This is a genomic window from Wolbachia endosymbiont (group A) of Ancistrocerus nigricornis, from assembly GCF_947250785.1.
GTDB classification, from domain to species: Bacteria; Pseudomonadota; Alphaproteobacteria; order Rickettsiales; family Anaplasmataceae; genus Wolbachia; species Wolbachia pipientis.
On the sequence record NZ_OX366348.1, the window covers coordinates 147,902 to 161,046 of the forward strand.

At 35.5% G+C, this 13,145-nt stretch carries 7 protein-coding genes; 5 read left to right on the top strand and 2 right to left on the bottom strand.

The window, feature by feature from the left end; translation table 11 throughout:
• Positions 1 to 8 precede the first annotated feature (8 nt).
• A complete protein-coding gene (locus tag OOK90_RS06615) occupies positions 9 to 170 on the bottom strand; it encodes a hypothetical protein (RefSeq protein WP_010962888.1) in 162 nt (53 codons plus the stop codon).
• A 619-nt stretch (positions 171 to 789) separates the two neighbouring features.
• Entirely contained in the window at positions 790 to 2,325 is a 1,536-nt protein-coding gene (locus OOK90_RS00785) for a lysine--tRNA ligase (RefSeq protein WP_264705953.1), read from the bottom strand.
• Positions 2,326 to 2,433: 108 nt separating this feature from the next.
• On the opposite strand from OOK90_RS00785, the gene OOK90_RS00790 reads away from it, so the two are divergent.
• Genes OOK90_RS00790 through OOK90_RS00810 form a run of 5 tightly spaced genes read left to right on the top strand, consistent with a single transcriptional unit; the run spans position 2,434 to position 13,074 of the window.
• Positions 2,434 to 2,730: a type IV secretion system protein VirB3 gene (locus OOK90_RS00790; protein WP_007548615.1), complete on the top strand. Its 297-nt coding sequence runs from the start codon at positions 2,434 to 2,436 to the stop codon at positions 2,728 to 2,730.
• A 9-nt stretch (positions 2,731 to 2,739) separates the two neighbouring features.
• Entirely contained in the window at positions 2,740 to 5,145 is a 2,406-nt protein-coding gene (locus OOK90_RS00795) for a VirB4 family type IV secretion/conjugal transfer ATPase (RefSeq protein WP_010962886.1), read from the top strand.
• Positions 5,138 to 7,702 (top strand): TrbL/VirB6 family protein, encoded by a 2,565-nt coding sequence (locus tag OOK90_RS00800; protein ID WP_213863603.1) that lies wholly within the window; start codon positions 5,138 to 5,140, stop codon positions 7,700 to 7,702. The genes OOK90_RS00795 and OOK90_RS00800 overlap by 8 nt, the downstream gene beginning before the upstream one ends.
• Before the next feature lie 9 nt (positions 7,703 to 7,711).
• Entirely contained in the window at positions 7,712 to 10,099 is a 2,388-nt protein-coding gene (locus OOK90_RS00805; protein WP_208571613.1) for a TrbL/VirB6 family protein, read from the top strand.
• Entirely contained in the window at positions 10,096 to 13,074 is a 2,979-nt protein-coding gene (locus OOK90_RS00810) for a TrbL/VirB6 family protein (RefSeq protein WP_264705954.1), read from the top strand. Before OOK90_RS00805 ends, OOK90_RS00810 begins: the two co-directional genes overlap by 4 nt.
• Positions 13,075 to 13,145 lie beyond the last annotated feature (71 nt).

The following is a 13,145-nucleotide window of genomic DNA, read 5'->3' on the forward strand; positions in this document are numbered from 1 at the left end:
TGATTCCTTTATGATGGTGTCATCCCAGTGCCCAGACACTGGGATCCAGGAAACTTAATTGCAAGTAATGCATTGGATTTGGTGAGTATGGGTTTTGCGTTATAGAATGAAGCACTTTTGGTGAATTTATAAAGAAAGCTGGATCCCAGTGTCAAGCACTGGGATGACAAGGTATAAACCTTATCGTCATGCCGCCGCGAACCGTCATACCGCGATTCATTCGCGGTATCTCAGCCGCTAACAAGAGATCCCGCTAACAAGTAGCGGGATGACGGTTGTCGTTCAGCCACAAACATTAAGAAATTTACCAAATGAAAAAAAAGGCAAAAGAAGCCCCGTGGTTATTATCCGCTTTAAAATATTGGCGTTTTTTATGTTTTAAACGCTTGACAAGCGAAATTCAGCTGCTTTTAATTGCAACTAACTTACGCTGCAAACGTTTAAGAAATTTACTAAGCAGAAAAAAAGACAAAGAATCCCCGAGTTAGCTAGTCTTTTACTATCTCTGTCGAGTATTGGCATTTTTTGATGTCTTGTAACGCTTTATAAGCGCGTTCAGCTTATTTAGATAAAAATCTAGATGTAGATGAAGTTTTGTAAAGACATACAGTATCTATATACTGCAAAAAATTGAACATAAGACGCCGATACATTAAGTAATCCTTACCTTTTAATCTGCAGATTGGCGAAAGCAAATACAATAGCTTCAGTTTCACGATAAGGGGGCTAGCGGAGTTTGTCAAGGAATTCTTATTAAAACTAAAGAGCTCAAATGAAAGGAGGTAAACTCTAAAGTATACATTTAGTAGCGCTTTCTATGAGAGAAATCGTATTACCTATTCCGTAAAGCTTTATGAAAGATCCCATTCTTGGACCGGTTTTTTGGCCAAGTAACGTTTCATATAATAGCTGAAACCAGTCACGTAAGTTGGTGTAATCGTATTTTTTTCCAATAGAAAATACCTGAGATTGAATTTCTTCAGCAGTAGCAGTTGTAGATAGAGAATGTAAAGTGTCCTTCAAATCTAGTAACGCTGCTTTTTCTTTTTCATTTGGAGTTTTATATGATTTTGTTGGCTTGATAAAATCGTGATAATACTTTACTGCAAAGTCTGAAAGTCTATCAAGCATTTTATTATTTTCTGGTGTAACGTTTGGTGCATAAGAGGATATAAAACCCCATAGGATCTCTTTGTTTTCAGCATTACAAGCTGCTGCTAGGTTTAAAAGTAGTGAGAAATTTATGCCTGAAGTTTCTATACTGGGAACATTACCCTGGTGAATGTGCCAAGCAGGATTATTTATATCCTTTTCTTTGTTCTCATGATAACGCTTTACAAATTCTAAATATTCATCAGTTGATTTTGGTATCACATCAAAATATAAACGTTTAGCTTTTTTAGGACTCTGAAAAATGTACAATGCTAAGCTCTCTGTTGGTGCGTAAGTTAGCCACTCTTCAATTGAAATGCCATTTCCTTTTGATTTTGATATTTTCTTTCCTTCTTTATCAAGGAAAAGCTCGTAGCAAAACAGAAGTGGTGGCTTTTCTCCAAGTATTTCACATATTTGACTTGAAAGCACAGCAGATGGAGTTAAATCTTTTCCGTGAGCTTCGTAATTTACTCCAAATGCGGCCCACCTCATTCCCCAATCAGGTTTCCATTGCAGTTTACATTTTCCTTTTGTCACTGGAACTTCTATTTTTTCCCCGTTTGGGTCTTCATATGTGATTGTTCCTTTCTCTGTATTTGTTTCAATTACTGGGACTTGTAAAACTTGAGAAGTTTTTGGGCATATTGGCAAGAATGGACTATAAGTCTGCTGTCTTTCTTCCCGAAATGATGGAAGCATTACGTCCATCACTTTATCATAATTTTTCAGTAAGAGTAAAAGTTTTTCATCGTAAACGCCAGATTTATAACACTCTGTTGCACTCCTGAACTCGTATTCAAATTCAAACATATCAAGAAATTTATACAACAATGAATTCATATGATGACCATAACTCTGATGAGTGCCAAATGGATCAGGTATCATAGTCAATGGTTTATTTAAGTGCTCTCTTAGCATCTCTTGATTTGGCACATTATCTGGTATTTTTCGCAAACCATCCATATCATCTGAAACTGCAATGATTTTGGTTTTTATACCAGGAGCTATTTTTTTTAATGCATTTACAATAACTGTAGTGCGGAAAACCTCTCCAAAGGTTCCTATGTGGGGTAAACCAGAGGGTCCATAACCAGTTTCAAATATTATTTCTTTTTTATTAGGAAACTCTTGCAATATTTTTTCTGCTTCTTGAAATGGCCAATTTGTCATTATCGGGATTAAATAATGTATCTTAACTTAAAGTGCTACTAGTTTCAATGGATTTTTAATATAATGATATAGTATTAGTGTTAGAGCTATTATTAGAAGGTTAAAGATATGTCCACAGGTAGTATACAAACAGATCAATTATTTAAAGGTCTTACAAGACCTGCAATGCTCTTTGGTGTGAGTTATATGTTTGCAATATTAAACGTCCTGATTTGCATGCTAATTTTCATTAATTCAAATGATTTAAGAGTGATTCTCTTAATGTTACCAGGTATACATGGACTTGGTTATATAGCTTCTGCAAAAGAACCGTTGTTTATTGAATTATTTATGGTAAAATTGGGAAAGTGCTCGAAATGTTTAAATCGTTTTTACCATGGAGCCAATTCTTATGATATTGCTTAACGTTGTGTGATGCTGAGGTTTAGGGCTATTCAATCAAAGAATAAATCTACTCTGAACAGGGAAGTTCACGCTGCTGAATTTATTCCTTATTCTTGCTATTGGAATAGCACAACCTTGATGACAAAAGAAAATTGGTTGGTTAAGGTTATAAAATTAAGTGGTTTTGCATTTGAAACTGCCGATGACGAGGATTTAGTCATACAGAACAACATCAGGAATCAGATGCTAAGAAGCATTTCATCTCCGGCATTTAGTTTGTATTTTCATACTATCAGACGTAAGAAAAATATTTTTTCTGATGAATTTGCAAGTCAAGGTTTGCCGAATTTTTTCGCTAATCACGTAAATCTAAAATGGAGAGAAAAACACGCAACAAGGCAATCATTTATTAATGACCTATACATTACGATTATCCGTAGAGCGGACACAAAAGGAGTAGAATTTTTGTCACATCTACTAAAAAAATTCGGACATGTAACTTCAAAACATGCTTGGGAAAGTGATATACGTGCCACGTATGAAGATTTAGAGGAAACGACAAATCGTGTAGTGACAAGCCTTAGAAATTATTCGCCTAAAATTCTTGGAGTAAAAGAAACTCCAGATGGTTTGTTCTGCGAAATAATGGAGTTTCTATCTAGAATTGTAAATTGTGGCTTCGTTACAAATACGCTTTTTCCGCTAAGAACTGAAATATCAAGATACTTACCAGTACATAGGTTATTCTTTGGCCGTAAGATGATACAGGTTGTGACTCATAATGAGAGTAAATATGCTGGAATAATTAGTATCAAAGAATATGGAAATCATACTTCTGCAGGAATGCTTGATTCGTTTTTACAACTTCCTTACGAGTTTATAATTACGCAATCTTTTCAATTTATAAACAGGCAAATGGCGATTGGAAAAATGCAGATACAGCAAAATCGAATGATACAGTCTGCAGATAAAGCTATTTCTCAAATAGCAGAAATTTCTCAAGCGCTTGATGACGCAATGAGTGGTAAGATTGCGTTTGGTCAACATCACCTGACTATTTTATGTATAGAAAAAAGTCCTAAATCATTGGATAACGCTCTGTCGTTGGTAGAATCAGAGCTTTCTAATTGCGGTGTTTACCCTATACGTGAGAGAGTTAACCTTGAACCAGCATTTTGGGCGCAAATTCCTGGTAATTTCGATTATATAGTGAGAAAAGCTACAATAAGTAGTCTTAATTTGGCTGGATTTGCATCTCAACATAATTATCCTACTGGTAATAAATTCAATAACCACTGGGGAGATGCCGTTACAGTTTTTGACACGACATCTGGTACTCCATTTTTTTTCAACTTTCATATAAGGGATGTTGGACACACTATGATAATTGGCCCAACTGGTGCTGGTAAAACTGTTTTAATGAATTTCCTGTGTGCCCAAGCGATGAAGTTTTCTCCAAGGATATTCTTTTTTGATAAAGATCGCGGTGCAGAGATTTTCTTAAGAGCACTTAGTGGTATCTATACTGTAATAGAACCAAGAACTAAAACAAATTTTAATCCTTTACAACTTGATGATACCTCTGATAATAGAACATTTTTAATGGAGTGGATAAAGTCTTTAATTTCGGTATATAATGATAAATTTACTTCAGAAGATATTGCACGAATTAATGATGCAATTGAAGGAAATTTTAAATTAAGAAAAGAAGACAGATTCTTGAGAAACCTCGTACCGTTTTTAGGGCTTGCAGGTCCTGATACTCTAGCTGGGGCAATATCTATGTGGCATGATAATGGTTCTCATGCTGCAATATTTGACAATAAAGAAGATTTGCTAGATTTTTCACGAGCAAGAGTATTTGGTTTTGAGATGGCTAGCTTGCTCAAAGATCCTGTTGCTCTTGGACCGGTCTTGATTTATTTATTTCATAGGATTAGTATATCTCTTGATGGCACTCCATCTATTATCGTTCTTGATGAGGCATGGGCGTTAATAGATAATCCAGTTTTTGCACCCAAGATAAAAGACTGGTTGAAGGTACTGAGAAAACTAAATGCTTTTGTGATTTTTGCTACTCAGAGTGTTGAGGATGCAAGTAAAAGTACTATTAGCGATACGCTTGTACAACAAACAGCGACACAGATTTTTTTACCAAATCTGAAAGCTACTAGTGTCTATCGGGATGTTTTTATGTTAACTGAACGTGAATATATATTAATTAAGCACACAGATCCGAGTACTAGATTCTTTTTGGTGAAACAAGGAGTCAATGCTGTAGTAGCTAGAATAGACTTAAAAGGCCTGGATGATATAATCAACGTATTATCCGGACGTGCAGAAAGTGTTCTATTGTTACACGATATATTAAATGAAGTTGGGGACAACCCAAAAGTATGGTTGCCTATATTTTATCAGAAGGTAAAAAATGTTTAAGACTAAGCTGTCATTGCTATTAATTGCGATATTTTTACTAAATATAGACTTTTTACTCTCATATCCAGTGCTTGCAGATGGAGTAAGTGGTACTGACAAGACAGAATTTGTTAGCAGATTTAATTCCACTGGCAGTTTTAGTCGTGCCTCTAATCCTGATTGTGGAGCGTTTAAAACAGCTGCAGCACTTGCTGGAATAGCGATTGCTGTTGGCGCAATATTTACTGGCATTGTTTTGATCGTTTCTTCTGCTGGTTTGTTTACCGCTCTTGTTATTGTTGGAATGATAGCTGCAATTGTTGGAGTCTGGAAAGCGATAGGAGGGCTTGTTGTTTGTGAACATAGTTTTGTTAAACACCCAGTTGCACGTGATCATGATGGAAAATACAAAAATTTTAAATTAGAAGACACAGGTTATAGTGGCTGCACCAATGAAAATTACCAAACAGAAGAGGAATATTTTTCTTGTTTGCAAAATAAAGCTCGGGAAGACGTGAACAAAAAAGATTATGACGGGAAAAGAGCAGAAAAAGAAGCCTTAAATTCTAACGTTCAGGAGAGTACAGAGAGTTATTACTGGCCAAAAAATGGTGTGCAATACAGTGAATATATAGAAGTATGTCATCGAAACCCTTTAACTTTTGGTAATCTTTTTAATAAGGTAGACTTTAATTCCAGAGGAAAACCTGGATACATAGACTTTGATGTCAGGGAGAAAGACACTGGATACGTAGATGGGTCATGGTCCTCGAAGGTTGATGGTGGTCTGGAATGTAGAGTTCTCAAAGCAGGACAGAGCGAACCCATACATGGAGCTACATTCAAAGCAGTGAGAAAAACGGGCAGATTATGTGTGGAGTTAGCCAGTGTTAGCATGCTTGGTATCGAAATGACTCCTTGGCCGCAAGGGGTTGATATGGGGTGCACGGAATTGCCACCTGACCCACTTGCTCCTATGTGTGAAAAATCTGTGATGATATTCAAAAATAAAGATGGTACAGGAGAGGAAAAAGTTCCTATTGGTAATAATGATGACTATAAAACTATTATCAGATCTAAAGAAAAAAGACTCAACGGACAAGGGGGGAAAATTTTTGTAGGTTATGATAATGCTGGCTGTTTTAGCTCGTATGTTTCTGAAGCTTGTTATAACCAGGCAGGGAGTAAATCATTAGCTCCTATTCCCGTAACTTCTATGATAGTGCAATGCATTAAGGAATCGTTAGATAATTTAGTTGCAGGTAAAGGTGCACCAAATGGTGAGAGTTTTATATCTGTAGCACAGAAAAGGCTGAAAAACACTGTAACTGCTGTTTTAGTTTTAGCTTTAATACTGTTCTCTATAAAAGCCATGTCTGGTGGAGTTCAGAGGCCTCAAGAAATGTATATGTTGATCATAAAATTCGCTTTAGTGATTTACTTCACAACAGGCAGTACCATGTCTCATTATTATGGAGAATTAACTCGTCTCTCAAATGGTTTGTCAGAGATAGTGCTAAAAGCATCATCTGAAAGTAAAGGCATATGTAATTATAAAGCAGGTACAGATTATGAATATACTCGTGCAGGAAAGAGGGTATCTTACAGTTATCTTGCACCTTGGGATAGGCTTGATTGTAGAATTTTATTTTATTTAGGTGCCCCTTTAGATGGAATTGGTGGCAAAATTGGTACTGGAGGTGTTGCAACGTTAGCAGTCTTGCTTGGTGCTGCTCCTGTCTTATTAGTTGCAGGTTCGGTAATCGGTATTATTTTTGCTGGTGGACAAATTTTAGTAGCTCTTGTCTGTATATTTATGGCCGTTCTGATGATGATGGTTATTTTGTGGCTGTGCTATGTATTTATTTTATCTCTAGTTGCTTTAAGTGTAATCATCATTTTATCACCTTTGTTCATTCCTATGGTTTTATTCCAACACACCAAAGGATATTTTGAAGGCTGGGTGAAAGAGTTGATTACCTATAGCTTATACCCGGTTATCCTTTTTGCGTTTTTGTCCTTTATGTTCATAGCATGTGATAAAATCTATTTTAAAAATTTAAATTTTGAACTGGACGAGTCATATAAAAATGAACAACCGGACAAGTCATATGAAAAGAAACAAGCAGAAATCTCATATAGTAAGAAAAAACAGTGGTTTAAATTGAAAGATGGGGAATGTGATAAAAATGAAACTACTCTTGCATGTATGATGCAAAATTATAGCTTTAAAAAGAGCAGCATACTTGGTCTATTCGACTTTACATACATGGAGTTTGGCAGCTCTCTCATCGGAGAATTATTAAAATTGTGTTTAGTATTATTCCTCTTTTACCACTTTTTAAACATTCTTCCTGGCATGGCTGCTGAACTTGCTGGTAACCATAGAGCAGCACTTGGCTCAGGTCAGACACCTGGACAAATGGTGGGCAAAGCTTTATCTGCTGCCAAAGCTGCTGCTGGGGGTGTTGCTGGAGTTGCTGGTGCTGCTGCTAAGAAGTTGAGTGGTGGAGACAAGAGTAAATCTCGAGGTTCTGGTTCTAGTAGCTCCGAGAGTGTTAACAAAAGCACTGAATGAGTTGGATTTATGCTAAAATTTTTGCTGATAATACCGTTTTTTTTTCTGTCAGGCTGCGGGGAACATCACTGTATTAAGCCAGAAAATTTATCAGGTTTGCGTGAAAAACTAGATATAGTGTCAACAGAGCAGAAATGGGTTGATTCTGGTGTTAATATCTCAGATAGAATAAGAGTAACAGAGATTGATATAGTGCCTAGTAAGGTTAATTTTTGTCCTAAGCAGTATGCAGATTTTGCAATTGGGCCTGGGAGAAATGACGTTGCATTACCATTTGCACTTAAAAAAGGCGATACGATAAGCTTTAGTGTGATTGGAAGTAAAGTGTGTAAAGATAAAGAGAGTGAGACAAAAATCAGGTATTTGAAAATCGACGAAAAGTGTAGCGAGCAAGAAACGGAACATTTTGCACATGTTTTAAATCAAGAGAAATGCCAAGGTGGCAAGGATGGGATATGTCCTAATAAATATATAATAGGCGATGCGCAATGGTTGAGTGGAAGAGAGTACTGGTTTTCGAAGTTAGATCAAGATGAAAGAAAAAAGGAAATTGAAAATATTATTAACTCTATAAAACAAGGAGAGAATATAGATTGCAGTAAGCTTTCAGAGAGCAGTGCAAGTAAGATAGATACGCACATTTTAAATTCACTCTGTAGACGTATATGTAAATTTTCTTCTGGTCGTAGAGGCGAGGATTGCGTGTATATTGAATATAATAATATAGAAATTGAGCTATTCAATGCTTTAAATTCTAGTGGTGAATCTGTTGTTGCTGAAATTATTAGTAACGTATTAAAGGGAAAACAGGTAAAAACTGACATTACATTTCTAAAAGTTGGTATGGATAATGAAACTCTTGAACACATTCCAGGTGGTGGTTTATGTACTAGTTGTGATCATAAGATGGAGAATGACCATCAAATACCAAGTTTAACTTTTAGTCTATGTAGCAGAAATGACAAGAGCTGCTACAATACAAATGACAAAGGCGGGTTCAACATAAGAGTAACGAAGAACCATAGTCTGGAAAATAGCTTGTATATAAGTGTTTCCGATAAATTCCCTGAGCATAAGCCTGGTGAAAATCAAGCGGATATATCTGTAGATATCAGCAAAGTTCATGACATGGAAAACTTGAAAGGAAAATTAAAAGACAAAACAGGCACCATATATTACGGAATAAGAGACCATGGCTGCGATTACAAAAATGAAGGTCAATTTAGTATTAACCTAACAACTAAAGAGCCACCTACAAAAACTTTTAGTGCAATATATAATTTCTTTGATGAAAAAGTGAAAACTGCATTTTTCGGCTCTAATTATAAAGACCCTAACGCAATTCACTCTGATACTAGTCCTGTAAAGTCTCTTTACGAAAGTTTTATAAAATCAAGCAGAACAAATACCATTAGATCTACTATAATATCACTATTAGTACTATATATAATCTTATATACTCTTTATTACTTTTTTGGATTAACTCATATTTCTATATATGAGTTTTTAATTATATGCGTAAAGATAGGAATCATCGCCCAGCTATTGCAGGATAATAGCTGGGACTTTTTTTATAACAACGCATTCTCTATATTTATTAACACTCCAAAACAACTAATAGAAATAGCAAATTTTAGAGGCACTACTTCAAATGTTTTTGAGTTTCTTGATTTGCCGCTCAATAGGTTCTTGTCATCGCATTCAGTATTGTTAATAGTATCTCTTATATTTTCTGGCCCTTTGGGCATTGTATCTTTTTGCTTGGTGATTTGGGGTTTAATCACAGTGAGCTTATCTATTTTTAATGCCTTATTTTCTTTTATTACATCTATAGCAATAGTTGCGTTATTGCTTTCTTTAGCACCTATTTTTATTATTTGTCTTTTATTTGCGTATACTAGGCAGATGTTTCACAACTGGGTTAAAAATTTAGCAAGATTTGCGATTCATCCAGTAGTGCTTTTAATTTTTATATCACTGATAAGCCAGGTTATGGATTATATTGTGTATTCAGTATTTGATTTTGAGGTCTGCTCTACATGTATACTTAATATTAACTTAAAGATTTTTAACCCTTGTATTTTTTATGGTTATGCTTCCAAATATACACCTAATATTACCGCTATGATGGCTTTTGTTATTTTGGGACACGCTATGAAAGCTTTAGTTGAAGCTTCTTCGACAATATCTGACTCGTTGTTTGGTGCTTATGTAGCAAGCGAACCTGGAAGACAGTATCAACAAAGCTTAATGGGAACAGTAGGGTTAGATGAACAAAGCGTTCAAAGAAGAGAAAGAGGAGGTGCTTCTCAACAGTCAGGTACGTCAAGACCTCAAATACCACAAGGGACTCAAAGGTCAACGCCTCAGATACCACCACCAGGAAGACAGCAATGATAAGTAAAAGATCACTATTGTTGATACTGTGTCTTGCAATCACTGGTTGTAACATGGATTGTGTCGAACCTGGGTTGCAGAGCAGAAACACTAGTGTTAACGTGGATGTTCCAGTTCATAAAGCTGGTGAAGAAGTTAAAATTCATTGGGTTGATTCTGGTCAAGTAATTAGTAAGGGTGAGGAAATCAAATTCACCCTCGATGGATCAGTAAATTTTTGCCCTTTTAAAGAAGACAAAAATCCAAGGAAAGTACTTGTGCCAGCTAGCTTTTGTGCTGATGGCTCAGAACCAAATTATAGTAAAGCTGCAAATATTAACGATGTGCCTAATAATTATGGCGTTGATGAAAAAGGCGTAAATAAAAACGAATTGTGCGGTGGTAAAGGATTTGGCAGCAATAGACGTTATGTAGACACTGGAATTAAAGTAAATCCTGGTGATAAGTTAAGCTTTAGCTTAGTTCCCAGAAAAATAACAATTGATTATGACAATCCAGGAGGGAAAGGTATCAGCTTTGATGACAATTGTTATAGAGCTGAAGAAGGAGGTGAAAAAGTGTCAGCAAGTGAAATATTGAATGTTAGCAAGCAAGAGGGAGAGGAATTTTTTTGTGAGGGCAAGGATGGAAAGAGAAATAAAATAAAATTTTTACCTCTTGATAAAACAAAAGCAAAGGAAAGCAAAGTGCTAGTTGGCAATGGGTACACTCCATATGGTAATAAGGTACATTTTAATAAAGGTTATGTTAAAAACAACGAACCATGGATACATGGCTCGCTGTTCGATTTACGCCGAGCTAAAATAGGATTGAATGAGTTATGTGATGGAAAAAACTGTAGTTTGGATGAGAAAAAAAAGTACAGTTCTTATGAGCTTAATTGTTACTATCAGAATATATGCTATACTAGAAAAGGTATATGGAGCTATGATTCAGGTCGAGCAGGAGAACGGAACTGTGTCTCCTCTATAAGGTATAAGAAGTACGATAAAGGAAATAAATGTGATATGTATTCTTATCTAGAAAAAATGGAAGGGAATGTTAAAGCAGGTAGTTTTACTGAAGATGATAAATCTTGGGCTGAGGCTCTTGTTGCAAAAATTGGTGATCTTGGTGATCAAGATACTGATAAAGGTATGCAATGTCTTCCAGATAATGAAGTAGGTGCAAGAAAGGATAATGTGTGTTCGCAAATTAGTGACAATTTCGAGGATTTTTCTCTGAAATTAAATAGTGACTATGCAGTAAATGACAATGTAAAATATGGTAGTAGTGTGATGCTTGCTATAGCAGATTATGGTTACTATGGAGCTAATAGGGGCGGGTACCATGTTAAAGTGACTAGATCGTGTGAATATATCAATGGTGAAAAACTGTATGTGTATTTGGGTGATAACCCGCCAGGGGATCCATCTGCTCCAAAGACTAATGATTTCAAAAAAGTAGAGCACTTAGATAAAACAAAGGATAAGGTATATTATATAATAGATGGAGGTCTTTTAACAGATGAATGCAAAGACAAAAAACCTATAACAGATGAATGCAAACCTAAGAAGATATATTTCGGCATCAATGTAAGCAACGTAGAGAAAGATGACATTACGGACAAAAATGGCAAATATTACGAAAACAATAAGTATAGTGTAACTTTATTTGTCAAAAGAAAAATTAATGATTTTATTTCATCGAATGTAAACGGGGTATTTAAATTTATAAAAGAAGAAGTAATTGGGGACAGCGTTAAAGATTCATACAAAGGATATGCAAGAGGTCTTCTTCAGGGGGTAAGAGCTTTACTTACTCTATACGTTATATTTACTGTCATTGGCTATATGCTTGGAACAATACAGCTAAGTAAATTTGATTTCATTGTAAGGATGTTCAAGATAGCATTTATAGCTTTTGCCTTTAGCGATAGAAGCTGGGAACTCTTTGGTACAACTTTATCCAGACTTTTTGTAGATGGTAGCACTTATTTAGTTGATAGCTTTTCTGGCTATATAGGGGAAGGGGGGAGAAAATTTGCATTCTTAGACTTGACAGCAGGAGTATTATTCACAACAGAAACTTGGCTAAAGTTTTTATCGTTGATGCTCTCTGGTCCTTTTGGCTTTATTGCATTTTTGGCAATACTCTATGCTACTTTTATGTTCTTAAAATGCATTATTAGCGCTACGTTTAAATATGTAATATCTACTGTTCTAGTGGCGTTTTTACTGTCATTAACACCTTTATTTATCGTATTTATTCTATTTCAAAAGACTAAACCCTTGTTTGATAATTGGATAAAAACGTTGGCTCATGTTTCATTAGAACCAGTCATTTTATTTTCATTTTTATCTCTTTTAAATCAGTTGATGTATTCAGTTTTATATAACCTCACAAATTTTTCTGCATGCTATCAATGTTTAATTAGCGTAAATTTCTTATCGTATGATCTGTGCTTGATGAAATCAATACTGCCTCTTGGATACAGTCCTGGCACTAGCGTTGATGTTGCACTCAGTACCGGAGAAAGGGCTGGTGGACACTTTGCAGCATTACCTATAGACCTAATCCAGGCGTTTATATACCTCATTATTGCCGGTGCAATGGAAGCTTTTGTTTCTATATCGGAAACTATGGTACAAACACTATTTAGCTCTGGTTATGGAGTTACTGGCGGTGTTGGTACAGTTGCTAAGAGCGCATCGCAAGCTATGCTGTCAACCGTTGGCCTTGATGATAAGACCCAAAGTATGATACAGAGTATCAAGCAGAAAATGAGTAAAGATCGGGGAAAAATTGAGGCTAAATTACCTAACACACCAAAGCAACCAGACAAAAAAGAAGATTCTAAAGGAAGTTCTGATAAAACAACGAGTGATAGACCTAAAACATTAAAACAATCAGATCAGCAAAAAAATTCTGATGAAACAATAAGAAGTGATCCTAGTGCTAAAGCTAAAAACAAGGAAGAAAATGGAGAGGAGTAAGATATAAATGATATTATGGAGTAACTAATTAAAAAGATATTTTAAGTAAAGTTTTAGAAATTTATTCTGTA

Excerpts from the sequence above, each read along its gene's own strand:
- OOK90_RS00785 (WP_264705953.1), bottom strand. The coding sequence starts at position 2,325 with ATGACAAATTGGCCATTTCAAGAAGCAGAAAAAATATTGCAAGAGTTT.
- OOK90_RS00790 (WP_007548615.1), top strand. The coding sequence starts at position 2,434 with ATGTCCACAGGTAGTATACAAACAGATCAATTATTTAAAGGTCTTACA.
- OOK90_RS00795 (WP_010962886.1), top strand. The coding sequence starts at position 2,740 with ATGCTGAGGTTTAGGGCTATTCAATCAAAGAATAAATCTACTCTGAAC.
- OOK90_RS00800 (WP_213863603.1), top strand. The coding sequence starts at position 5,138 with ATGTTTAAGACTAAGCTGTCATTGCTATTAATTGCGATATTTTTACTA.
- OOK90_RS00805 (WP_208571613.1), top strand. The coding sequence starts at position 7,712 with ATGCTAAAATTTTTGCTGATAATACCGTTTTTTTTTCTGTCAGGCTGC.
- OOK90_RS00810 (WP_264705954.1), top strand. The coding sequence starts at position 10,096 with ATGATAAGTAAAAGATCACTATTGTTGATACTGTGTCTTGCAATCACT.